We start from the raw sequence: 23,688 nt of genomic DNA on the forward strand, positions 1-23,688 counted from the left end.
CGCCCGGCAGGCGCATAGGCTCGCGAGCCTGAGTTGTCCTTGTTCCCGGGAGTTCCCGTTCCATGCGTGACCTGCACTTGCCTGGCCGCTCCGTCGTCATGGGCCGGCATGGCGCCGCCGCCACCTCGCACGCCCTTGCCACGCTCGCCGCCATCGAGATTCTGCGTCGCGGCGGCAATGCCGCCGACGCCGCGATTGCCGCCTGCGCCGTGCAATGCGTGGTCGAGCCGGGCTCGACCGGCATCGGCGGCGACAATTTCGTTCTCTTCGCCCCCGCCGGCACCAATCTCGCCGAAGGCGATCGGGTCTATGGCCTCAACGGTTCGGGTCGCGCGCCCGAGGGCCTCACCGCCGAACACCTGCTGAAACAGGGACTGAACGAGATCCCGCTCACCTCGGTGCACGCCGTCACCATCCCCGGCGCGGTCGATGCTTGGAGCAAGCTGAACCGGCGTTTCGGTTCCATGCCGCTCGGTGAACTGCTGCAGCCCGCCATCCGCCACGCGGAGGAGGGATTTGCGGTCACCGAAAGGGTCGCCGTCGATTGGAACCGCAACGAAGACAAGCTGAAGGCGGACCCCAACAGCGCCCGCATGTGGTTGAAGGACGGTCGCGCCCTGCGGACCGGTGAGGTCTTCCGCCAGCCCGAGCACGCGAAAGTCCTGCGCGAGATCGCCGCCAAGGGCCGCGATGGTTTCTATTCAGGCTGGGTCGCCGAGGACATGGTGGGCTACCTGCGCAGCCTCGGCGGCATGCACGCGCTCGACGATTTCGCCACGCAGGAGGCCTTCTGGGTCGATCCGATTTCTACGACCTATCGCGGCATAGAACTTCTGGAAATCCCGCCAAGCGGAGTCGGCATTACCACCTTGCTGATACTCAATATCCTGAGCGGCTTCGATCTGAAGAAATACGATCCGGTCGGCGTCGAGCGTTTCCATATCGAAGCCGAGGCGACGAGGCTGGCCTTCCAGGCGCGTGACAGGTATGTCGCCGACCCCGACTTTGCCGATGTGCCGGTACAAAAGCTGCTTTCGGCCGCCTTTGCCGACGAGCTGCGCGACCGCATCGACCTGAAGAAGGCCATGCCGGTGGTTGGTCCAGCCGGTGCCACCACCTATCGCGACACGGTCTACATCAGCGTCGTCGACGAAAAGGGCAACGCCTGTTCCTTCATCAATTCGCTGTTCTGGCCTTACGGCACGGGCATCAGCAGCCCGAAGACCGGCGTTCTGCTGCAAAACCGCGGTGTCGGCTTTCGCGTTGATCCTGCGCACCCCAATTGCGTGGGACCGCGCAAACGCCCGCTGCACACGATCATCCCGGCGATGGCGATGAAGGATGGCAAGCCGTGGCTCTCCTTCGGGGTGATGGGCGGCGGCTTCCAACCGGTTGGGCAGAGCCACGTGCTGACCAACATCGTCGATTTCGGCATGAACGTGCAGGAGGCGATCGACTGCGCCCGCGGTTTCCACCAGATGGGCCGCTTCGAGGCTGAACGCGGCATCCGCGAGGACGTGCTGAAAGGGCTCGCCGCATTCGGCCACGAGATCAAGATGGCCGAGATGCCGCACGGCGGCGGCCAGGCGATCCTGATCGATTCGGTCAACGGCGTGTTGCAGACGGGCTCGGATCCGCGCAAGGACGGCTGCGCCCTGGCTTTCTAGGGCTAGCGGACTGCCGTTGGTCACACCGCGCATGAAAAGGTGCGATGATGCTGGGCCGCGGGCGCTCGTTTCGCCATAAATTCGGTTCTATCGCAGGAAGAGTTTGGCTGGGGAACCTGGAAAGTAATCCAACTTTTCTCAAGCTTTTGATCCACAACAACCTATTGCAAATAAATAGCTTATTTCCTATGACTGTTCCGGTTGGGTGTTCCGGAATAGTGCTACGGATGAGCGATTATGGCAAGGGTTACATACCTCGAAAGACGTGGCGCTACCTACTACGCGAGACTCGATGTCCCGCTTGACCTGGTGGGCCACTACGGAACGACGACGCGCAAGAAGTCGCTGCGCACCAAGGATGAGAACGAGGCGAAGAAGCGGCTCTGGCCGGTCATAGAGGGCTGGCGCGCTGAGTTCGAAGAGGTTCGCGCGCGCCGCGAAATCACCTCAGACGATAAGTCGGTTGCCGTCTGGCAGCACTATGAGGCCACGCTCGACAGCTACGACCGCAAGCAGCGTGACATGCCGACACCCGAACAGACGGACGCAGAATTGCAGCGCCTTTATCGTCGGATCGAGATGGGGGAGATCACCTCCGAAAACTTTATCGGCATGATCAACGCCTACACCGATTATGAGCTTATGCTTCGGGCACGCGTGGACGACGCAAACCTTCGCGCCCGCCGTCTTGATGCTCTGAAGGTCGCGCTCACGTCCGGCGACGCGCGTTTGATCGATCCGGCAGTCAAGGATTTCGTTGTTCGGCATCGGCTTCTTGTTGATGGAGGTTCCGACGAATACCGTGAGCTTTGCGCCCTCATGACGCGGGCGGAAATCGAGGGTTTGCAGCGCACCCTGGAGCGCGACAAGGGCGACTTCACCGGCACGCCCAAAGATCCAATCGTCAAGCCCTCGATCGGCGGAGCCCGCGAAGCAGCGGCGCCAGGCGAAGCCGTCATGGAGCTGTTCGAAAGCTATTCCCGCGAGAACCCGAACCAGATCAAGCCCGACACGCTTGCCCAGGCTCGCCGGGACGTTGGTCTTTTCGTTGAATACGTCGGCAGCACGTTCCCGGTGCATCGAATCGACAAGAAGGCCGTTCGCGAGTGGAAAGCGCTCTTGCTTCAATATCCGGTCAAGGCGACCGAGACGAAAGCGTTCGAAGGGATGAAACTCACCCAAATCGTCAAGCACAATCAGACGGTGAAGAAGCCAACGATCAGCACGACAACCGTCAACCGTTATCTTTCCGGCTTCAGCGCGTTTTGCACTTGGCTGACGAATCATGGCTACCTTACGGCAAACCCCGCCGCGGATATGTTCCTGAAGAAGTCGAAGGAGAAGACCACGAAGCCCTTCACGGTTGACGAAATGAACGCCTTGTTCAAGTCGCCGTTCTTCACCGGATGCCAGAACGATGAAGCTCCCCGGTTTTGGAGCAAGCCGGGCAACGTCCTTATCCGCGACCATCGTTACTGGGTGCCACTGATCATGCTCTATTCCGGTGCACGCCCGGCAGAGATAGCGCAGCTCGGCGTTGACGACGTGCGCGAAGATCGCGGCCATTGGATCATGCACATCACGACTGAAGGCGATGGTGATAAATCCGTAAAGACGGCAGGCTCTATGCGCGTCGTGCCGGTGCACCCGGAGTTGGTGAAGCTCGGCTTGCTGAAGTATCATGCCGACCTGAAGGAGCGCGCAGAGAAGCGTCTGTTCCCGCTCGCAGAGCGCAATGAGCGCGGTCAGATGATCGCAGATTTCAGCCGCGACTTCCCACGGTATCTGACAAAGATCGGCCTGAAGGACGGCCGCGGTTTGTCTCTATACAGCTTTAGGCATGGCGCGGCCGACGCACTTCGTCGTGCCGGCTTTCTTGATGACCAGTTTGGCTTCATTCTGGGCCATACGTCCGGCACGATGACGCAACGCTACGGCACCTTACCACAGGGGATGCTCGATGGGCGCGTCAAGCTGGTGAACTCGATCTCCTATCCCGGATTGATCTTGGATCACTTGAGGCCGGCAGATGCGTTGGAGGACGCGACATAGCTTCACGCTTCGGCTGTCCGCCATCGAGCCCAAGGTCCAGTAGATAGCCGCGGCGCCAGTTGGGAGCCGCTTCAACCGCGGCCTGATAGCGCCACCGTTGTTTCGTGCGAGGCTTGACCCAAGCAACGGACATTCGCTTGCCTTGATCAAGAGCCTGCTTGATGGCCTGCTGCATTTCTGTTGTCGGCTTCACAGGCACGACACGCAGGCCGCTAGTCTCGATCTGCTCCAGCATGAAACGCGCGATCAGGGATGCTTCTTCGGCGTCGATTGTGAAGCCTCGATCTGACAGTCCTGTTTTCAGCGCCTTCTTGAGTATGCGCCATGTATCGATATCAGCCTGGGAGGAAGCAGGATTCCGAACTTCATTTGTCGTTTGTGTCATGAGAAATGCCGAGCCTCGCCCCAATCAACTCGCCGCGGTGCTAGCGAGACTTCTTCCGCTTCTTCTTCCGTTTTTCGCGTCTTTCATCATCCGATTCCTCCTCGCCTGAATCCTGCTGTGCAAGGATGTGCGTGGCAATAGCTTCCCAAATGGCGTCCACCTCCACCTTGAGGAAATACTGCAGCAGAATGGAGTAGATGAATTCGCCCCGTGCGATGCCGAGAGCTTCTGCGGCCGGTTTCGCAAATTCTACAGGGAAGTAATGTCTGCCTGTCACAAAGTATAAAATCTTGGTGTCTGACACTCCCAGTCGATGGGCGAGATCTCGATACGACAGCTCCGATTTCGTGAGATGTGCCTTTATGATCTGACCGACGCGCAATGCGGCATGGGGATTTCTATACGGGTTCATCGCATTGGCTCAATTGGTTGTCGACGCATTCCCTATCGTATTTCAGCAATCTTTTCAAGTATAAACTAGAGATTGCCAAACAGTAAGTAATTATTTACTTACAGTTTGATCGAGATTGTCGTCTATAAAATGAATATCTCCGTTTAAATATCGCTATATTCAAATTGAGAGAAGCAATATGTGAGAGACATAAAATGAGTTCAGGACGCAATTCCGAAGTGGCGAGTTTCATTCAGATGCACCTCGAGAAGAGTGCCTATACCGTGGAGGAGATGACTCTCCTCCTTGGGTTTCAGAGCACTGACATGGTTGAAGGTTTTTGTCGCGGGGATCGGAAGGTTCCGCTGGATAAGGTGCAGGTGTTGGCTGAGGCGCTGGGTTGCGATAGGCGGCGGCTTTTCCTGCTCGTTCTCAACAGCTGGTTCGATACGGATTTCGTCAGGATGCTCGAAGAGGTGTTTGCAGATGGCTCTGCCTCATCAGCGGAGCAAAGGTGGATCGACTTTTTGCGGGAATTCTATTCCGGAAACGTTCCTGAGTTGACCCCTCAGTTACGGCGCCGTCTTCGGTTGTTGGTGAGCCTGCCGAGCTAAATTATAGGTCAAGCCTTGATCCGCAGGGCGCGCTGCATTTCAGGCATGGGAGGTTCCAGTCTCCGATACGTCTCGGGCGTGGAAGGCATCCCCATCATACATGCACCCCGTTCCTAGGACATCGATGTTCGGGTAACGAGTGAGGAGCTTGCCCCATACGTCGCGCGTCAACGGACTCAGGAGGCTAGCGGGCGCCGGATGGTTGCGGACAAGAACGGGGCGCGTGCTGGGACATCGTCCGCCAGGAGCAGAGCCTGATCGATGGCCCCCGGATATCACTCTTCGTCGGAACCGCTTTCGTTCACGCAGAGAGATCGGGTGGTGCTCTGCTGATCATTCTTCGCGTGCGACGCTAGTGGGTCCGAATATGTTTTCGACGCTGGCAATTAAGGTGTCCCGGCACGGATGAAAGGATAATTGAAACAGATCGCACGGCAAATTCCGTCAGTTGGTGCTCAAGCGCCTATGACAATGGCATCGAACTATTCCCATGCAACCAGATCGTGTCCGACCACCTTTACGTGAGTATCAAAAACGTTGAATTTCCGGATTTCTGTCAATTTTTGGGAAAGGTAGTGTCAAGGTAGAGGGCAAATCCGCAATGATTTCGGATTTTATGACAAGATCGAGTGCAACCTTGAATTGGTATTTGTAAAGGTATTCCTCCATCGACCTTGACATAAGCAGTGCTGAGTCCTCCGTTATGTAAAGGTGTGGCGCGAAGCTGCAACCGTCTACGACGTCCAAGCGACTGCGACTCGTTGGAAAACTCTGCTCGACATGGCCCTCTTACTTCACCTGTCAGCCGCCTCGTCGAGCAGCGCTCTTTTGACCATCAGCCAAAGTTCGCCTGGAATGTCGCAGCAGTCAGTGAGACATGGGGCATTGAGAGGCGGGGAGAGTTCGAAGGCCTTTGGCTCCCGGGCGAAATTCCAGAGCCACAACAGGCGCTACTTGATAGAATGTCACTCTGGTAGCGCCGCAGGAGTTGCTCTAGCGTCGTGCTCTCGGGGATGTTCGTGTCAGGTTTGTTATCGAAGGACTTGCGACGGGGTTTAACTCCGCGTTGACGAACCTGCGCTTGCGAGCGCCCCCTGAGCTTCCTGATGGTTGCCATTTCGACCTCCTGTTGTGTTGGAGATCATGCGTAGGACGCCCTGGCAGGGGCGCCAAGGATAAGCTCGGAACGTCGGGGTTTTTGATCTAGGCGCGGGAGTTCGAACGGCTACGACAAACGTTCATAGAATAGCAGCATTGCAAAGCCCCTGGACGCGACCCGCCGAGTGTGCTGAACATTCGGAATCACCATCCGACGTTGCAGCAACATTGTCGGGTTAAACAGAATTCATGCTTCTCCTCACGAGCCGAGGAAGAGAATAACGATCGGACTCAATGTATGATTGAGGCTTTGCACGTTTCACACGATGCCGTCATCAAGAGCGCGTTCATTTCCGCCGCCACAAACTTTGATTACGCGATTGCACATATATTTCCTTTATTAGATCGCTTTGGAGAACAAAGGAAAGCGCAGAGCAAAAAATTTTATGACCGCTTGCGGAATGACATAGTTTCTGGCTGCGTCATGCCGCCGATTACGCTTGCCTTTGTAAACCAGGCTCTTTCGACTGAAGCAAATGCTCAGACTCTGAGTAATTTTATTAACACCAATATTTCTGACGGATACATCCTCGACGGTATGCAAAGGATGATAACTCTCAAAGATGCCTCTGAGATTTCCGGATACTTAGGAAGCCGCACCCTATACGTTAATGTGATCGTCGCGGAAAGATATGACCTACTTCTTTACAGGATGATCACTCTCAATAACGGCCAGAAACCTATGACTGCTCGACATCAGATCGAGATGCTGACAAAAGGAGCGATCGATCTTTCCGGCACGGACCTCGAAGTAGTAAGTGAGAAGCAGACAGAAGGAACGAAGATACGGAATGCCTTCCGGATGTCCGATGTTGCTGAAGCCTATACTGCATATCTGTCGGACAGCTTGCACAACCAGAACACCAAAATAATCGAAAGTAAGCTAGACGAAATACTAGTCGGCCGTGTGATGGAATCGGATATAACAAACGAGGAATACACGTTCTCAGATATCTTGGGTGAAGTTGGACGTCTTCAAGCTATTGATCAAAACAAGGACTGGATGCGTCAGGTAAATAACATCATAGGTTTTACTGTAGGTGCGAAACGATCTCTTGACGACCTAAGAGCGATTTCTCCTGAAGAATTCAGGGAGAAAATAAGCACTTTCGAGTCAGCCTTCGATGCGATTAATACATCGAAGGTAAATGTCGGAAAATACCGGAGAGAACTAAGCAAGATTTATATTGAGAATATTGCTGAGCTCGGCTTGTTTGACCAATCCCAGCTCGAAGAATTATTTTTCAATGAAACCATGACTGACTGAAATGCCGTCGACTTTCAGGATCAGAGATGGGCTATTGCAGCTCGGCATTCGGAAACCTTTCGGCCTTAATGAAGACGGAGTGCACGCCTTCGAGTGCCTCAGGATACTTTGCGGCACCGTCAACCTGCAGAACAAAGCAGATGGCTCGGTAATCAAGCTGAGACATTGCTTTCTAACCCAAAATCCTAGAAAGCTGAAAAAGACATCGCTTAAAGAAATAGTAACGTCAGCCTTCGATGGAGATATATCGGTTGACGACGTCGAAAAATATCTAAGCAAAACCTCAAGAATTAATGGCGATTTTTGGGAAAAGGTTAAAGGTGAGCTTTGTTTGGCCCTGGCGTGCTGGAGCGAAAATCAGTATACGCAGGCCTTCCTCCACATTTATAGACTTCTCGAAATGACATCTGTAGCCCTGCCTCTGTTTTATACGAGCGTTGAGCATGACTACTATAAATCCCTCGAGTTTTTGAAGGCACTCCCGCAAAATCCGCGGGATGGAGACCTAGCCATATTCCGAAAATTTGTATCAGTTCTCGCCAAAGAGGGCGGCTATGACAACTTGAAGATGGAGGTCTTTTATTCAAAAGGGAATTTAGCCTGGGACGCGAGGTATATCAGGCAGATACAGGACTATGTAATATCTGCAGAGAAGCTAAAAGCTACGATAGATCCTGCTGCGAGCAAGATTGACGTTCCCTATGGCGAATTTCCTTCGTTTTTTGTGACCTTCAGGAATCGACTGTTCCACAATATGCTTTCTGCCGAGAACTTGGATCTTGATAAGTTGGGCGGATCGGACGCAGCCTGCGAGCCACTAATAAAGCCAGCACTGAACTGGTTCACCATAACGCTTTGCGTCATCCTGAAACAAAACGCTGCCCGATACATCTAAGGCGAAAGCGCTTGATAAGGTCGTGCCCGAAGTGCGACCCCGGTCACTTTCCGCACCGGCGTCTGAGATCAAGAGAAATCAGCATCGCGTGGGTGCGGCAGATCTCGCAACGGTGGCGTGCAGTCCGAGTGCCGTGATCAAGCCCTATCCCGAGCGTTCAATCAGCCATTGGAAGAGCCCGTTCTGCACCGCAGTCTCGGCTAAGGTTCTTCCTGTAAAAAGATGCTCGTTCGGTCTGGCGAGTGATAGATTGCCTTTCGGAGAATGGCAGACAAAAAAGAACCTGTCGCATCCACTCTCGACAAATCTCAATCTGTAGTCGTCTAGAACCGATTGGCTCGCACGAGACTTGACTTGCACGAATGCACGCTCACGGATTGTCGGCTGTTCAAGGACCATATCTATGTCGGCGAGCCCCTCGCCAACCTGGGTGCTCCTGATCCAACCGGAGCGGGCAAATATTAGATCGGCGAGAATTTCAAAGTCCGACCAATGAAGCCCTTTGATAAGTCTCTCAGCCGAGTCGAAGAGTCTCTCCTGCGCCTGGCGCGCCTCCAGGATGACAGGGTCAGGTCGGCAGTTGATCTGGCGCAACAGATAGTCCTCGTCCCTGATGGAACATATCGTCGCCCGGTAGGCGGCAAGTTGCGTTAGACGGGAGCTCAGCGCGCTCATTCTGAGTGGATTGAGCTCGATGTCAGTTTTCTTCCAACCATCGATCGTTTGGCGATAGCGGCTCGGCGTGTCTGGAACTGTTGACACGAAATGGACCCTGGGCTCGGCAAAAGCCCAATAGAGATGCTTGTCCGCGAATGTGACCCAAAGGCAATTGTCATCAAGGGTATAGAAATCACGAAGCTCGCGAACGCCATTGGTTAGCGCGCCTTGCGACTTCCGGCTCGAACGCAGCTGTGCCTCAACTCCATCCCAATTGTTTGCGAGGCATAACTTGTGATCGATCGAATGATATCCAAAGTTGAGGCGCCCCTTGTCGATGCCATCTCTCGCAAATATTCCGCCGCGTCCCAGCTTAATATAGCGGATGCTCGACGGTTTGATCGGATTCGCTCTTTTCTTCACGCTCCGCCCCTACTGCACTTTGTCTTTCACCCAAATCCAGGCATCACAAGCACTACGCAATAGGCACGTTACGGAGTGTGGCCGCAGCGATCAGCCGGCTGTGCACGCCTTCCAAAGCCGGCGCAATCATGTAGCCACTCTCCAGATCGCCGATCATTACTGACTGGTCGCGCGAAGCGACAAGCCAATGCAAGCCGACCAGACCGCAGAGTAATGCGTCAAGCTTGTCCTGGTCGGCCTTCCTCGGCGTCTCAGAGCTCGCCGATACCGAACACCATTCGTCCAGGTGCCGCAGCGAATTCAGCATGCCGAATCGTCTGACGGCTTCGGCGACTGCCTGCCAGTCATTGATCCTGAAACGCTTCCGGTTGGCAGGATTATATTTCGGGGCTGCAAGCCGCGAACAGAACGCGTTCTCGATAGCGGCCAGTGCTAGCGCCGGAAAAACTTCAAGCAGAAAGGTGCCGCTCGATGCTGTTCGTGCCAACTCGGGATCTTCTATCGCTCCCAGCGCCTGCTTGAAGCGCCAAATGGGGGCAGCGTCATCGAACATACCTTTCTTCGACCGACTGGCAGGCTGAACCCCGCCGCCGATCCAGGAAATCAGCGAGCCGGCGACCTTGTCGACCGGACGCGAGCCGGTCAGGTTCGGAACGATTGTCGGCTGATCCAGAGCGACCACACATTTTTGCGCATCATTGCACTCGCGTCGGATAACATCCAGTGCCTCCGCAAACGAGGCGAGCCGGGGCGCGAGATACAAATGCGCGCCGTCGCCATCCAGGCGAATTACACATATTGCTCCGGGGGCTTTCGGGTTGTCGGTCCAGGCCGAATCAAAGCCGACGACGGAGATAACGTTGGCCTGCAAACTCATCCCCCTTCATACGCCCGTCGCAGCAGGGGCTGTGCTCTTTCGAAATCCGCCATCGACTTCAGCGACAGCTCCAAATCGCCAGTCCCGTGGTGGCCGATATTCGTCACATCGCGGGAGAACCCGTCTTCGAGGTCCACTGTGGACGGATCCAGTCTGAGGTAGGCGACCACGCTTCGCGCCTGCGGGTAGATCTGCAGGCAAACGAAATTCTTGAAACGTTTGAACCCCGTATACTGCTGCAGTTCCTTGACCTGCACATCGTCGCCGAGTCCAACGACAAATTGCTGCACGGCGTCGTAGATGTCTCTCAATTCCGCTGACGCTTGAGAGAGGCGATAGCCCATCCGGTTCCTCCAGTAGGGGTCGGCTTCGTCTCCTTCCTCCTTTTGCGACGTCTCCGGTGCTGCGCCTTTCTGGACTGCCGGCGCGATCACCCTAGCGGCCTTCGGCGCATGGACGAGCTCAATCATTAAGAGCTCGTCGCCGAAGCGGCGATAGCGAATGAGCTCGATGTTCCGGGCAATCTGTTTCACCGCGTGTTCGTCATATCGGGTGAAGTCGCCGGCGATGCAGAGCAGTCGCGGCGCGGTCCAGTCCACTGCCTTGGCAGCCTCCGGTCCAAGGCGCTCCATAACCAACCACTGGAATTCCTTCCGGTGATCGAGCAGCCAGTCGAGATAGAAAAGCCCCTGGTTGATGACGTTCTCGTTCACCGAGCGCTTGTATTCGATGATGACCGGCGAATTATCCTCATCCAGACCGAGCGTATCAATCCTGCCGCCGTGCACTGCACCGGTTGAATGCTCACTGGCGAGAAACCGGATCCCGAGCAGGGCTTCCAGATTTGCCTCGAACAATTTCTGAAGCGATTTTTCGACCTGGACGGCCGCGCCGGCAAGCTCAGTCACTTGGGGGCCGTTGAAGTGAAACAGCTTAATGTCGCTCAAAGTTGACTCCAGATCTATTTCTAGGTCCGCCGTGACCTGGCCATCAAGCCCTTGAAACTTGCACTCTCCGTAATGTCGCTGTCGGCAACAAGGGCATAGCTCCAGGGTTTGGCTCCGGTCTCCTTTGCGAGCTCGGTGGCGAACTGCACCCATTTCTCGGCAGCACGCGCCTTCTCCTCGACGACCTCGTCCTTCATCTCCCTGTCGGCTTTGACCTCGGCGATGACTTTTTCGCTCGAGGTCTCGATCACGAAGTCGGGCTCATAGGCCTTGCCAGCGCGGTATTCGATTTGAAACTGGCCACTGGCGGGCTTGAGCCAGCGAAGCACATCGGCCTCAGAGCCATTGTCGATCAGCGCCGCGAAACGGCGCTCGGCGTCTGAATCAAACTTGTGTTGCTGATAGGGGCTCTTTTTTGTGCCGTAGAATATGTAGCCAGGCGTGTCCGAGAGCGGCTTTGCCGCCTGGGCAATCGGCAAGCGCTTTGAGATCGAGGAAATGCCGAACGCCTGAGGCCGCAGCATTCGGAATGAGCGCACCATCTTGGCGCGATAATCGGCCGGCGTTTCCCGGTAATGGACCCTCATCTGCTCGAAGATGAATTGCGCCAGCGAGCGGCCATGTGCCAGCGCGACGTTCTCCACATCTTCCTCGGTTTCAAGGTAGCTACGCAGATGCGCAATCATTTGGCCGGCGAGCTTGTAGAGCAGGTCAGACTGGGTGTCATAGTCCACCTGGTCCATGTCGATCAGGTGCTTGACGATGTAGTTCTCGATTTGCCCTTCCTTCGGACCTGCCACCGACCGCGCCAGATCCCGTTGCGTGTCGTCACGGAGGTTGCGGATTCGGATTTTGTCAGAAATCGGCTGGTAGCGAATGTGTCCGTAGTCCTTGAGGTCGAAATCCTCGAACCAGAAGTTGACCTCGCGGCTGGGCAGCACGACGATCTCAGGTATTTCGATTGTGTGTTCGGCGATGCTGGCGGCGACGACGCCGACGATTTTCTCGATGTCGCGCTCTTCTACAATACCTTCCAGCGTTCCTTGCGCCTGGGTCTGTTGCTGGATACGCCGGATGTCCGCGACGATCTCCGCCTGGACTTCAGGACGCGTATGAGCGTCGAATACGACCGTATCAGATCCAAGGTGAAGGCTATGGAGGCGAGCCGGCCCAGCGCCGAGCAAGACCCCGAGGCTCACCGGGAAGCGAACGAGCAGATTTCTCGCCTCATTGACCGCTCCCGCATGTTTGCCGACGCCGAGCGCGACCGGAAGGTTCGGTAAAGAAGGGGCTGGCCGTCGACGGCGGCGATATCAAAAGTGCTTTCAAGTACAAGTATGGCACCACTGAAAAGCTGTTCGTTGCCACGAATAGCGCCATCTACGACATGTCATCGCCAGCGGTTCCACCGGCCACCACCGCAGCGGCCGTCAGCGGTTTCGCGGGTGGCGACTGGTGCACCTTTCAGCACACCAATGCCGGCACGTCGAACCTCATTTGCTTCAATGGGGTGAACACTCGGCAGGTCTACAACGGAAGCACCTGGTCGACCTCTCCGGCGATCACGTTTTCGGATTCGACGACGATGGCCCAGCTCAATTACGGCTGGCTCTTCAAGAACCGTCAGTTCTTCCTGAAGAACGCGACCCTCGATGCCTACTATCTACCGGTCAACGCGATCGGCGGCGCCGCAGTCGTGTTCCCGCTCGGCGGCGTCATGAAAAAGGGCGGCTCTCTGCTGATGGGCTTTTCTTGGTCGCTCGAAAGCGGCGACGGCTTGTCGGATATGTGCGCTTTCATCTCGACCGAGGGCGAGGTCGCGGTTTATGCCGGCGAAGATCCAGCCAGCGCGTCGACCTTCGGCCTCAGAGGCGTGTACCAGATCGGCAAGCCGCTCGGAAAGAATGCGTGGATCCGGGCAGGCGGTGACGTCCTCGTTGCAACGAGTGACGGCCTCACGCCGATTTCCCAGGTATTCCAGCGCGATCGGCAGGCCCTGAGCCTCGTTTCGGTCTCGCGTCCGATCGAGGACGAATGGAAGAAGGCAGCGAACGCAACGGGCGGCGGCTGGACCCTGACGCAATGGCCGGAGCAGAACCTTGTCTTCGTCAGCTTCCCGGAAAACACTGTCGTAAGTGATACGACCTTCGTTCTCAACGTCCTGACGGGGCGCTGGTCGACCATCAGCAACTGGAAGGCGCTGTGCTATGCCACGCTTCAGGGCGGGCTCTTCTTCGGCGCTCTCGACGGCTATTTCTGGCAAGGCGATATCACCGGGACCGATGACGGGCTTACCTTCAGCGCCACCTATCTTTCGCAGTTCTCGCCGGCCGGCCAGTTCGGGCAGCGTGCGGCGGCCTCGATGGCGCATATGTATTTCCGCGGCAAGTCCAAGCCGAAGGTGAAGCTGTTCGCCCGCGCTGATTTGGATCGCTCCACCCCATCGTTTTCTGACGTCACCGAAGGAAACATCAATTCATCGGAATGGGACGTCGGTCTGTGGGATGTGGCGGTATGGGATGGCGTGTCTGAACTCATCAGATACGATTCCCGCCAGAACGTTCGCGCCACTGGCGACATGCTTGCCGTTGGGTGTGTCATCACCTCGGGCGGTGCGGTGAAACTCGACCTCGAAATAGACCTCGCCACTTTGCAGGTGGCTGCAGGGGAGGCCAGCGCATGACGTTCCTTCTCTGGGGCGGCGAAAGCGCGCCGGAGATCAACCGGGCGATTGGGTCGTTTGTGGCCGCCAATATTCCGGGCTGCGAACGCGGATGGGAGAATTTCACGTCGCTGGGGCTCATCGACGCCGATCGGCTCGCTGCCGGTGTCGTCTTCCACAACTACAATCCAGAGGCTGGCGTTATTGAACTGTCGGCGGCCTCAATCAGCCGGCGCTGGCTGACCCGGCCGATGCTGAAGGGCATGTTCGGCTATCCCTTCGACCAGCTCAGCTGCCAGATGGTCGTTTTGCGCGTCTCTGAGCGCAACGCCGTCATGATCGAAATCGCCGAGCGCTTCGGCTTCACGGCTCACCGGATTCCCCGGCTTCGCGGCCGGGATGAGGCGGAAATCCTGTTCACTTTAACTGATGACGAATGGCGGGCGCATCCCGTCAATCGGAGGTAACACATGGGCAAGCCCAAAGCACCGAAGGCACCGGATCCGGCACAGACCGCGGCCGCGCAGACCGGCACGAACATCGGAACGGCGATTGCGAACCAGACGCTCGGCAACGTCAACCAGGTGACGCCCGATGGCGCCCTGACTTACAGCCAGACCGGCACGAAGCAGTGGACCGATCCCACGAGTGGCAAGGTCTATGATCTTCCGACCTATACGGCGACACAAACGCTGTCTGCTGGTCAGCAAGCCATCAAAAACCAAAGCGACAAGGCGGAACTGAACCTTGCGACCTTGGCCGCTGGTCAGTCGGCGAAGCTGAACGATCTGCTCGGGCGTCCTGTCGATACGTCCGGCGCACCGGCTGCTGGCGACCCGACGAAAATCGGGCTGCCTCAGTATACTGGTTATGGTGCCGGCCCCACTCTGCAAACGACCGTGCCGAAAACCGGGAACGTCATGTCCTCGATCGCGAGCGGCGGCACCATCCAGGATAAGCTGGGCAACACCGGCACGGTGCAAACTGGCCTGGCGAACGCCGGGAACATCAAAAACAGCATCGCCAACGCTGGCAACATTCAGACGGGCGTTACCTCCTCTTCGATCCCTCTGCTTGCCACCTCGTACTCGAATACAAGACATTGGTCTGGCTGTTCTGCTGCTCGCAGTTCTTCTAACCGTTCGGCTGCGAGTGCATACGCCTCGAAAAGGTCATTCAGCTCCGCCGGGCAGGCATCAGCTTCGAGCGCCCGTCGAAATTTCGGCATTCTCACCCATAGACGGCGCCGTCCTAGTTCCCTGAGTTTCTGCATTTTCTCCCCCTATTTCAGGGCAATCTAAGATGGCGCTGCCAAGGAAGAGTTAAATCAAAATTTCAATTGCGAGCGACCTCGCCAAACGACGAGCTCACTTGTCCTGCCGAACTTCCCCGCGTTGGCCCGACGGCAAAACCGCAGCCCCGGGGTCTATGGGGCTGCGGCTCTGAGTGCCAGTTGTAACGTGCAGGGACAATGGCAATCGACCATAGATTGCGGGGAGCGGGTTAATTTAGCCTTTCCACGCGGACGTGATCTTTGGAGCCCTTCAAAGCCGTTGCCGCGTCTCCCCGTTGCTTTTCAGTCTTTCTACAACCTGTCCCTTTGAGAGGTATTTTCAAGATGACATACCGCCTGCCGCTGGAATGGCTCCAGCCGGTGAAGATGTCGCGTATCATCGCGCATTGGAGCGCCGGCGCCTATCGAGCCTCAGAACTCGACAAGGAGCACTATCACATCATCGTCGAGGGTTCGGGTAACGTGGTCCGTGGCGATCACACCATTGCCGACAACGTGAGCACCGCCGACGACGACTATGCCGCCCATACGCGGGGTTGCAACACCGGATCGATCGGCGTTTCGCTCGCTTGCATGGCCGGAGCTATCGAGAGCCCGTTCCATGCCGGCAAGTTCCCGATGACGGAAACCCAGTGGCATCGCGCCATGGACGTCATCGCGCACCTCGCCGAGTTCTACAAAATCCCGGTCACCCCGAAGACGATCCTTTCCCATGCCGAGGTCAAGCCGAACCTGGGCATCAAGCAAGCCGGGAAGTGGGATTTCACCCGGCTCCCGTTCGCGCCGAACGTCATCGGCGCCAAAGCATGCGGCGACAAGATGCGCGCCGAAGTTAAAGCACGCCTCTAACCAACCTCCCAACATCGAAGGAATCGAACATGCGTTCGCTGATCATCGTATCGGCGGCGGCCTTTGTGCTGTCCGCTTGCACCACTACCACCGGCTCGATCGACACCGCGATCAAGAACGGCCTGCCGAAGACCTGCGCCTTGCTCGAGACGGCCCACGCCGCGTTCATCGCAGCCTCGGCCTCCGGCAACATCAAAGCCTCGACTATCGCCAAGGAGAAGGCCGCCTACGACGGCGTCCGCGTCATCTGCGCCGATCCGTCCAGCGTCACGGCCGCCAACGCGCTCGTTGTTGCGGCCACGGCCTATGCCACCGTTTCCCTCGCCCTCAAAGAAGCCCGCGCGGCTCAGTAGAAAGGAACCAACATGCAGAATGTTTCGAAAGCAATTGCTGCCGCAGTCGGCGGCGCCGGTGTCGGCACTGTCGGCATCCCGTTCATGCCTGAAGGCACGCCCTGGTACGGTTATCTCGCGCTCTACGCGCTCACGATCGGCTTGCCAGCGGTCCTGACCTACCTTGCGCCGAAGAACCAGCAGTAAGCATCATCCGGCCGGCTCTCAACCTCGGGGGCCGGTCTTTTTGATCACGTGTGGCATTGCAGAAAAAACGAGGGGCAAAGAGTGAGCAGCGGGAATGAAGAGATGCCTACCGTCCGAGCACCAGTCTGGAAATGGGAGTGGAACCTAAACACCATCGCGATCCTCGCTGGCTTTTGCGGCGGTCTGGTTGCTTGGGGCATGACATGGGAACGAATGGCCGCGAACCAGGATGCGCACGCGACAAGCCTCGGGAAGCTTGAGGACCGCGTGACGAAGATCGAGACGACGATTCGTCAGATCGACAACCACGAACTCAGGCTTGTCTCTGTCGAGAAGCAGGCCGCCGAGGCCGCGACCTCGATGCGCGCGGTGGAGAACACGCTAAACAGCCTGGCAGCTGATATGCGTGTTACTCGTGAGATCCTACAGCGGATTGAGGCGAGCCAGAGGGAAGGCGGACAACTTCAGAGATGATGCCTTGCGCGAAAGCACCACTCGCTTCCAATGCGAACATTCCTAGGAGAGGACGAAATCAGCGTGCGCCTTGAGTTCGCGGCGAGCGCCTTTATGCCCAAGCGTGCACAGCATGACTTTAACGCCCTCACGGCGGACAAATTTGAACGCAGGCACAAAATCACTATCGCCTGTGACTACTGCTACAGCACGGACTGTATCCCGTAGTGCGAGCCTAGCCATATCCAGTCCAATCCGGATGTCGACGCCCTTCTGGCCGATATCAAGGTCGAAATCTCGGTCTTCGATTTGCCGCGGTTCTTTGATCAATTGTCGCGCCGAGCGCGGCTTCATTTTCCACTGGTGGGGTGTCAGACGAGTCTCCCCCATCCTAATCGCAACCCCGTCCTTCAGTTCGAGCTGGTCGTACAGGCTTTGTGCGTGGCGGTAGCGCTCGGTTGACGCGAGCTGAAACTCTTCACCGCTGACCGGCTGTTTTATTGTTTCGCCTGACGGTGGAGCGTCATAGTAGTATATGCGCAAGAGCTCATAGTTTTTGAGATTGGGATTCGCGCGAATTTCGTCGCATAATGCCATAATGTCATCAGCGGTAGCTGGTTTTCCCAGCGACTCTTTGAGCTTCCGGGTAACGAACCCGCCATCCAGCAAGATGGCATACCGCGCGAGATACATGGCCCCCCTTAAACGGATCCAGCCCATCCAAGCACCGCTATAGCAGCACTTATCGGATGGGCTGTCTCACCGTTTATCTCGTTGTCGGAAAATCCAACTTGAGTCGAGAGATAGTGCCGTACCCATTAACAGTCAATTACCCTCTGAGGGGTTAGCTGCGATTATAGCACATTATTGAAGAATGCTCCTTCGGTTTCGGCCTATCCGTCGAGATCATCGATCGGCCGATACATAGAGGTTAAGCCGGAGGCCACGAGGCACTGAGACCAGAGGTTCAGATCAACCTTTGTGGCAAGTGTCTTGCTTTGAAATGCAGGCGTGGCCGCACGGCTTACCTTTTTTGCACGGCCAATTGTCGCAACCGGTCGTAAGGACCGAAACAGTCAGCAACATCGTAGTCAACAGGAGCCTCCCAATCAGGCATTCTTTTGTTTTGCAGATGCCAGACAATCAGTTGTCCTCCATCTCGAAAGTGCGGTACTCCCCGCTTTCGCTGTCGTAAACTTCGATCTCCACGTCTGACCCGTACCGATCAATGTTCTCGATCGTCACATCGCGATAGTCGCCGGTCTCGGAGTCGTAGATCTCAATATCCCGTCCTTCCCGAACTAAATTGCCCTTTCCGATCTCGATCGACGCGCCCGTTTCTGTGTCGGTTCCGTCCCAGCCGTAAGCCGGACCGGAAAGCACGACGGTCACGGCGAACAAAATCATACGGTTCATTTAGTCCTCTCTTGGGTCTTGATCTCAGTGGCAGTGGACAGAGCCAGCTTTTTTGTCCATGTGGCAGCACTGTCCAGGCGGTGAGCTTTTTCGACATCCCCCGCCGTGTGCGGAGGCGAAAGTGGTAGAAATGAGAGCCAGCGCTGTGGCCAATGCATACCGCGCGAGGATCGGAAACTTCCCAAATCGCATTACCACCCCCCAGGCTTTGATGATGCGCTGCGTCTACCACAACGGTTGCCTCGGGCATCCGTTTGCCACTCGTATTGGCAATTCCCGGGGTAGGTAGGATAGTAGCCGCTACCGCAGTTGTTGTTCGCGCAGACGGCAATGGCGGTTCCGACCAATGCAACAGCGACAACGGCGGCTGCAGCTTGATTCTCCTGCTGCACCATATTCATGCATTCGATGGGGTCGATGCGGCGACGCGCCAGCTCGCCAGTCAGTTCCTGTGTGAAGGCCAGGTCGGTGTTGGTTATGAAGGTCCGACAGAGCGCGGACTTCGTCACCCGAGCGGGATCTTTGCGAAATTCTGCCTGCGTCGTCGTGCAGCTCGATAAGGCAAACGCCATCGCCACGGCCAGCCTAAGCCGCGAAAATATAACAGATTTCAATTGTATTACCCCCAATTCCCTCGGGGATCATGGCACAACTTAATGAAGAGTCGAGTCTGAAATGCTAAATTAGCGTTGCTGCCATTTTCGAATGCGACGAACTAGTGCCGCGTGCTTTCGGAAGCACCACGCCGAGAAGCCGCTACTGTCGGAGACACCTAGATAGATTTCGGGACAGGGCCGGATAAAGAAATGGCCCCGCTGTCTCGCGGAGCCAAGGAAAGTGCGCTGCTCAAACAGGGTGCTGCCGGCTAGTAACCGAAGTATACTGTCACGCCTTGCCGCCGTTCGTAGCGGTAATAGTCTCGATAGCCGTATCGGTAATGATCACGATAGCCGTAATACCGGGAATAGCGGGGGTAGCACCGGCCGTAGTAATCGCAGGGACGGTGGGCGTATCGCCGTTTCCAGTGGCGATCCGCGTGCTCATGACGATGTTTCCGGTTTTTTACCTGCTCGACATCGCCGGCCTGCACTTGTTCGGGTTTCGGCACGAAGATCGGAGCGGCGTTTAGCGGTAGTGCGAAGGATGCCGCTAGGACTACGGCTCCGAGGGTGGGGAATAGTTTATTCATTTGACGCATCCTCTCTCGTTCTCAGCTTGGTCCCTCAAGCCTGAACCTCAGATGAACTGCCGCGCGCTCGGCTGTTTGTGGAACCTCGCCCTTGAGGGCAGGCCCCAGAGCGCTGGGTCGCTTGGGGCTGGGGTCGCGCTCTGGGGTCACTTGGCGCCAATGACGGAGGGCTGTCCGGTGTTCATTGGTGCGCAACTACCATGGCGGGTGAATTCGGATCCAGCAACGCGGCTAAGACCTTTGCCTGAGCATGCCGGACTTAGGTCCGGGTCCAGGCCCCGCCGGCACCTGGGGCCAAGGGAAACGGTCTGTGAATGCGGGTCGCACCATGTCGAATCCGACAATTGCGCCCTGTGACAGGGTCTGTTCTTATGCGGGCATGACGAAGCTCGAAGACTTGAACTTGCACCCATGGCTCCTTCAGGAGCTCAAAATCTTCGGATATGAGACGGCTGAAGATTTGAAGAATGTGCCATCGGCCGAACTGCTCCGGATACCCCTACTTGGCGGAAGAGTTTGGCGAAAGATCTGCAAAGCGGCCGGACGGGAGCTGTATGACCCATGACCGAGCCCTGTCAGCCGAAATACCGGTGGCACCGCACGCAAAGCTACTGAGATGGTTGAGACCTATTGGGCTTATGCGTTGCTAGGATGAAGAGCGGTTGACACGTGGGGAGGGGAACATTGCGAAAGTTGATCATCGTGGCGACCCTGCTGCTTGCTGGCTGCAGCGAGTCATCTTCAAATTCGTACGACGACGGATACGTGGACGGCTATAACTCGGCACTCTACGACATGTGCAAACTGCTAGAGAGCGAATTCCCTAGCGTAAAGGATGAGATCCAGCAGTGCCGCCGGCGCTAACGATGCAGCCAGTTTAGACGTTTTCTGCGTTCCATGCGTTAATGCGCCATGGCTAAAACAGCGAAGAAATTACAGCCTCCCGCGCCGCCGGCAGATCCGATGCCGAGCTGGGTCGGTCCGTGCGTTGCGACCCTTGTCGACAAGCCACCACCTGGGCCGGCTTGGTCATACGAAGTGAAGTGGGACGGCTATAGGGCTGAATTGCATATTGAGCCCGGCCGGGTGCGGATCCTGACGCGCAATGGTCACGACTGGACCAATCGGTTCCCCTCCATTGCAGCAGAGGCGCCGCAGCTCGGCGTCAATACCGCGATCCTCGACGGCGAGGCTGTCGTGCTCGACGATAAGGGCCGATCGGACTTCGGCTTGCTGCAGCGCGCCCTCGGGCGCCGGCCGGGCTTACATGGCCCCGGCGAAATCCTCCTTATGGCTTTCGATCTTCTTTACCTCGACGGTCGCGACCTGCGGCGGCAACCGCAGGCCGAGCGCCGGCAGTTTCTCAAGCAGCTTCTAGCCGGCCGCGACGGCGCGATCCTTCTTTCCGAAGAGGTCGATGCGGATGGGGCGGAATTCTTCCGTGCCGCCTGCGAACTTGGACTAGAAGGCATCATCGCGAAGCGGCGAGATAAGCCCTATCACTCTGGCCGTCGACCGGAATGGCTCAAGATCAAATGCGCTCGCCGCGACTGGTTCGTGATCGTCGGCTATGAGCCGTCGACCATGCCAGGCGCAATTGGCCGGCTGCTCCTGGCCGCGAGGAAGGGTGATGATCTCGTCTACGTCGGAGGGTGCGGCACTGGATGGAGCATCAAGGAATCGACCGACCTGCGGCAGCTGCTCGACGCGATCCCGACGAAACGTCCCCCGGTCCCACTGAAGAGAAAGGGCGCGGTCTTCGCGGAACCGCTGTTCGTCGCTTTGGTCGAATATCGAGCATGGACACAGGAAGGCAAACTGCGGCACCCTTCGTTCAAGGGGGTGCATGCTCTCGACGAGCAAACCGTCTACGAGATCGAGGCCTGAGCCGTCACTTCGGATCCGCCCGACCGCGCAGTTTCGGGTCTGGCGATCCTCGGGCCGTTTCAAAGTACCGGGTACTTTGACCGGTGGGCATCGAGCGCACGCATAGCTCTCTGGCCGGCCTTGGTGAGCCAGATTTGATCCGGGTTCCCTTGGCGATCCGACTCCGCGCTCACGTCGATGTATCCGCGTGATTGAAGCTTCTCCTGAGTGTGCCGTCCGAAGTTCTTCAGCTTATACCAGTCGATCGGCGTTTCGGCTCCGAATGCCATCAGATATTTCATCGCTTTCGCTTCACGGTGGTCGAAAGGCGGCTGGATCGGTTCGGGCGGATGTTGGCTATAGGGGATGTCCCACGGGTTCGGTTCCGGAGTTGTCGCCTCTTCGTCCGTCGGGTCGGTCGAGTACAATCGGAGCTTATAGTGCTCCGTTTCGATCTCTATAGTGATGCCATGGCGTTTTGCCACCGCCGCCAGTCGGTTTAGTTCAGCCTGCTTGATGAGGGCCTTCGTGGTCACGTCCGGCTTTCCAAGTCTCTGAGTACGACATCAACTTTAAGCGTCGACAATCCGATCTGCCAGCGTCTCATCGTTCATTGCGTGCCCATAGGTGGCAAAGACGTGGTGGGCTGATTTCCAGCCTCCCAGCTTGGCGACTGTGATCGGGTCAACCCCTTTGTGCAGCATCGCCGTTGCGAAGCCGTGGCGGCAAGAATGAAATGTCAGTGGCTTGATCCCGGCTCGTTGGACGGCCGCGCGCCATGGCCACTTGGCGCTGTAGAGCGATGAATACTTGAACACCTTCGAACTCGGTTCTCTATTGCTCTGAATGCCGCCTATCGCCTCGACGAGGACCGACGGCATGTGAGCCTTCCGCTCTGTTCTGACCTTGCTCTGTCGGATAAGCGCCGTACCCGAAGACAAGTCCAAGTCTTTCCAACGAACGTTCACGGCTTCCGATATCCGGGCTCCAGTCAGAAACATGAAGCAGCACAGCGCCCCAAGATGCGGGTTCGCCTGCGCCATGAACTTCTGCACCCATTCCCAAGTTGCCGGTTCCTTGGCTTTCGTCTCGACCGGGAAGCGCTTCACCTTGAGATGCCGGCACAGATCCATGTCCGCTGCATGGTTGATGACCGCCTGCATCGGCACGATGACTTGTCTGTTCCTCGTGGCCGCTGAGCCGTTCGGATAAAGAGCGACTGCTGCCTGCCTTACCTTTCCGGAGTTGATTGAACGGACAAGGGTATCCTTCCAGTAGCTCACTAGCTTAACGAGGAAGCGATCGGACTTTTGGGCATCTAGGTAGAGCGAGACGGCTTGTGAAAATGTCAGGACTGCCTCGGGACCGTAGAGTTCGCTTTTCCACTCGGTCGACTCCCTTTGGGCGACGATCCTTTCTGCTGTTTCTTTGTCAGCCGTGAAAGTAGAGCCTCGTAGCCTTCTGTGGGCAATCGTGCCCCGATAGTGCCAGATCTTGCCGCGACGATAGATGACGAGGGACATGGTCGACTAGCCTCCAAGATTGCCTCAATATCTTCAGGAAGCAGGAACATGACGTTCCCTATAATCCGGCAAGCACCCAGTGCTCTCGCTCTTGCCCGCAGAGTTCGCTCCGACACATGCACCCCGGCAGCCTGAAGCTGCGCAATCGCGGCGGCGGGTGTAATCGCACTTTTCAAATCGCTCGACATTATTCGGGTCCGTATTGGCCCAGTGAAGCAATCTAGGTTTTAGACGGCCGCTTTGCCGGTGTGCCTCTCAGTTGGGCAGTAAGCTTTAAGCGGAGAGCCTCTTGGGCAGTCATACCTTTCATCGGCGCTGGCGCTTCAATCTTACCCACGTTGGGCGCGGGCAGCCGGCATTTTTCGATCATTCTCCGAATGCCATTGCGAGTCACGAAATCCTTGTTAGCGATCCTGATGATTTCGAGGTTGCCCTTGCGAGCTTCGGTGCGCAGCGATGATTTGGTGAGTTCACCACGAAAGAAGAGCTTCGCCGCCCGAGAGAGCGAAATCAGTTCATCGTCGCCAATGTCGTTACTGTCCATCGCCGAAACCTCATCGGTTC

Annotated in this window: 25 protein-coding genes and 1 pseudogene; 14 read left to right on the top strand and 12 right to left on the bottom strand. The window is 56.8% G+C overall.

The window, feature by feature from the left end; translation table 11 throughout:
• Positions 1-62: 62 nt before the first annotated feature.
• Positions 63-1,667, top strand: a complete 1,605-nt coding sequence (gene ggt / locus AC3WWH_RS03460) for a gamma-glutamyltransferase (protein ID WP_058320460.1) — start codon at positions 63-65, stop codon at positions 1,665-1,667.
• A gap of 237 nt (positions 1,668-1,904) precedes the next feature.
• Entirely contained in the window at positions 1,905-3,719 is a 1,815-nt protein-coding gene (locus tag AC3WWH_RS03465; RefSeq protein WP_492376872.1) for a DUF6538 domain-containing protein, read from the top strand.
• On the opposite strand, the gene AC3WWH_RS03470 is transcribed toward AC3WWH_RS03465, so the two are convergent.
• Positions 3,637-4,104, bottom strand: coding sequence for a hypothetical protein (locus AC3WWH_RS03470; RefSeq protein WP_492376873.1), 468 nt, complete (start codon positions 4,102-4,104; stop codon positions 3,637-3,639). The two genes, AC3WWH_RS03465 and AC3WWH_RS03470, sit on opposite strands and share 83 nt — an antisense overlap.
• Positions 4,105-4,144: 40 nt before the next feature.
• A complete protein-coding gene (locus AC3WWH_RS03475; protein WP_492376874.1) occupies positions 4,145-4,516 on the bottom strand; it encodes a helix-turn-helix domain-containing protein in 372 nt (123 codons plus the stop codon).
• 194 nt (positions 4,517-4,710) lie between these two features.
• Between AC3WWH_RS03475 and AC3WWH_RS03480 the strand changes: the two genes are divergently transcribed.
• The 3 genes from AC3WWH_RS03480 to AC3WWH_RS03490 all read left to right on the top strand — a co-directional run bounded on the left by AC3WWH_RS03480 (position 4,711) and on the right by AC3WWH_RS03490 (position 8,429).
• The gene (locus AC3WWH_RS03480) at positions 4,711-5,109 is read left to right on the top strand and encodes a hypothetical protein (protein WP_492376875.1); all 399 of its coding nucleotides are present in this window, start codon (positions 4,711-4,713) and stop codon (positions 5,107-5,109) included.
• A 1,396-nt stretch (positions 5,110-6,505) separates the two neighbouring features.
• Positions 6,506-7,534 (top strand): hypothetical protein, encoded by a 1,029-nt coding sequence (locus tag AC3WWH_RS03485; protein ID WP_492376876.1) that lies wholly within the window; start codon positions 6,506-6,508, stop codon positions 7,532-7,534.
• 34 nt (positions 7,535-7,568) lie between these two features.
• Positions 7,569-8,429, top strand: coding sequence for a hypothetical protein (locus tag AC3WWH_RS03490; RefSeq protein WP_492376877.1), 861 nt, complete (start codon positions 7,569-7,571; stop codon positions 8,427-8,429).
• Positions 8,430-8,573: 144 nt separating this feature from the next.
• Here AC3WWH_RS03490 and AC3WWH_RS03495 read toward each other — a convergent pair whose 3' ends face one another.
• From AC3WWH_RS03495 to AC3WWH_RS03510, 4 genes are read right to left on the bottom strand one after another with little or no spacing between them, the layout of a single operon-like run.
• Positions 8,574-9,509: a restriction endonuclease gene (locus AC3WWH_RS03495; protein WP_492376878.1), complete on the bottom strand. Its 936-nt coding sequence runs from the start codon at positions 9,507-9,509 to the stop codon at positions 8,574-8,576.
• Positions 9,510-9,561: 52 nt separating this feature from the next.
• Positions 9,562-10,380, bottom strand: coding sequence for a DUF429 domain-containing protein (locus AC3WWH_RS03500; protein ID WP_492376879.1), 819 nt, complete (start codon positions 10,378-10,380; stop codon positions 9,562-9,564).
• A gap of 2 nt (positions 10,381-10,382) precedes the next feature.
• A complete protein-coding gene (locus AC3WWH_RS03505) occupies positions 10,383-11,333 on the bottom strand; it encodes a DUF5655 domain-containing protein (protein WP_492376880.1) in 951 nt (316 codons plus the stop codon).
• Between the two features lie 20 nt (positions 11,334-11,353).
• Positions 11,354-12,274, bottom strand: coding sequence for a restriction endonuclease (locus tag AC3WWH_RS03510; RefSeq protein WP_492376881.1), 921 nt, complete (start codon positions 12,272-12,274; stop codon positions 11,354-11,356).
• A 24-nt stretch (positions 12,275-12,298) separates the two neighbouring features.
• On the opposite strand from AC3WWH_RS03510, the gene AC3WWH_RS03515 reads away from it, so the two are divergent.
• The 8 genes and pseudogenes from AC3WWH_RS03515 to AC3WWH_RS03550 all read left to right on the top strand — a co-directional run bounded on the left by AC3WWH_RS03515 (position 12,299) and on the right by AC3WWH_RS03550 (position 17,151).
• Complete coding sequence (locus AC3WWH_RS03515; protein WP_492376882.1) at positions 12,299-12,616, top strand: hypothetical protein; 318 nt, start codon at positions 12,299-12,301, stop codon at positions 12,614-12,616.
• Positions 12,607-14,016: pseudogene (locus tag AC3WWH_RS03520) on the top strand (hypothetical protein); the annotation flags it as partial. The gene AC3WWH_RS03515 and the pseudogene AC3WWH_RS03520, both read left to right, overlap by 10 nt.
• Positions 14,013-14,462 carry a GNAT family N-acetyltransferase gene (locus AC3WWH_RS03525; protein WP_058325645.1) on the top strand — a complete coding sequence of 150 codons (450 nt, stop codon included), beginning with the start codon at positions 14,013-14,015 and terminating at the stop codon, positions 14,460-14,462. The pseudogene AC3WWH_RS03520 and the gene AC3WWH_RS03525, both read left to right, overlap by 4 nt.
• Positions 14,463-14,465: 3 nt before the next feature.
• Complete coding sequence (locus tag AC3WWH_RS03530) at positions 14,466-15,296, top strand: hypothetical protein (protein WP_492376883.1); 831 nt, start codon at positions 14,466-14,468, stop codon at positions 15,294-15,296.
• A gap of 317 nt (positions 15,297-15,613) precedes the next feature.
• Positions 15,614-16,138 carry a peptidoglycan recognition protein family protein gene (locus tag AC3WWH_RS03535; RefSeq protein ID WP_492376884.1) on the top strand — a complete coding sequence of 175 codons (525 nt, stop codon included), beginning with the start codon at positions 15,614-15,616 and terminating at the stop codon, positions 16,136-16,138.
• A 29-nt stretch (positions 16,139-16,167) separates the two neighbouring features.
• Entirely contained in the window at positions 16,168-16,491 is a 324-nt protein-coding gene (locus AC3WWH_RS03540; protein WP_492376885.1) for a cell wall anchor protein, read from the top strand.
• 12 nt (positions 16,492-16,503) lie between these two features.
• Positions 16,504-16,677 carry a hypothetical protein gene (locus tag AC3WWH_RS03545; RefSeq protein WP_192495225.1) on the top strand — a complete coding sequence of 58 codons (174 nt, stop codon included), beginning with the start codon at positions 16,504-16,506 and terminating at the stop codon, positions 16,675-16,677.
• 102 nt (positions 16,678-16,779) lie between these two features.
• Positions 16,780-17,151, top strand: coding sequence for a hypothetical protein (locus AC3WWH_RS03550; protein ID WP_492376886.1), 372 nt, complete (start codon positions 16,780-16,782; stop codon positions 17,149-17,151).
• A gap of 42 nt (positions 17,152-17,193) precedes the next feature.
• On the opposite strand, the gene AC3WWH_RS03555 is transcribed toward AC3WWH_RS03550, so the two are convergent.
• From AC3WWH_RS03555 to AC3WWH_RS03565, 3 genes are all read right to left on the bottom strand, one after another.
• On the bottom strand, positions 17,194-17,823 hold the full coding sequence (locus AC3WWH_RS03555) for an NYN domain-containing protein (RefSeq protein ID WP_291149032.1): 630 nt from the start codon (positions 17,821-17,823) through the stop codon (positions 17,194-17,196).
• A gap of 450 nt (positions 17,824-18,273) precedes the next feature.
• The gene (locus AC3WWH_RS03560; protein ID WP_291149035.1) at positions 18,274-18,546 is read right to left on the bottom strand and encodes a DUF5334 family protein; all 273 of its coding nucleotides are present in this window, start codon (positions 18,544-18,546) and stop codon (positions 18,274-18,276) included.
• Between the two features lie 865 nt (positions 18,547-19,411).
• Positions 19,412-19,735, bottom strand: coding sequence for a hypothetical protein (locus AC3WWH_RS03565; protein WP_291149038.1), 324 nt, complete (start codon positions 19,733-19,735; stop codon positions 19,412-19,414).
• 963 nt (positions 19,736-20,698) lie between these two features.
• Here AC3WWH_RS03565 and ligD point away from each other — a divergent pair.
• Positions 20,699-21,622: a non-homologous end-joining DNA ligase gene (gene ligD / locus AC3WWH_RS03570; RefSeq protein ID WP_492376887.1), complete on the top strand. Its 924-nt coding sequence runs from the start codon at positions 20,699-20,701 to the stop codon at positions 21,620-21,622.
• Between the two features lie 59 nt (positions 21,623-21,681).
• Here the strand turns inward: ligD and AC3WWH_RS03575 are convergent, their stop codons facing one another.
• The 3 genes from AC3WWH_RS03575 to AC3WWH_RS03585 form a co-directional block, all read right to left on the bottom strand.
• On the bottom strand, positions 21,682-22,137 hold the full coding sequence (locus AC3WWH_RS03575) for a hypothetical protein (protein ID WP_492376888.1): 456 nt from the start codon (positions 22,135-22,137) through the stop codon (positions 21,682-21,684).
• A gap of 36 nt (positions 22,138-22,173) precedes the next feature.
• Positions 22,174-23,124, bottom strand: a complete 951-nt coding sequence (locus AC3WWH_RS03580; RefSeq protein WP_492376889.1) for a tyrosine-type recombinase/integrase — start codon at positions 23,122-23,124, stop codon at positions 22,174-22,176.
• Positions 23,125-23,344: 220 nt separating this feature from the next.
• Positions 23,345-23,668, bottom strand: coding sequence for a hypothetical protein (locus AC3WWH_RS03585; protein ID WP_058325748.1), 324 nt, complete (start codon positions 23,666-23,668; stop codon positions 23,345-23,347).
• Positions 23,669-23,688 lie beyond the last annotated feature (20 nt).

This window comes from Ensifer sp. EB106-03-01-XG145 (assembly GCF_058792075.1).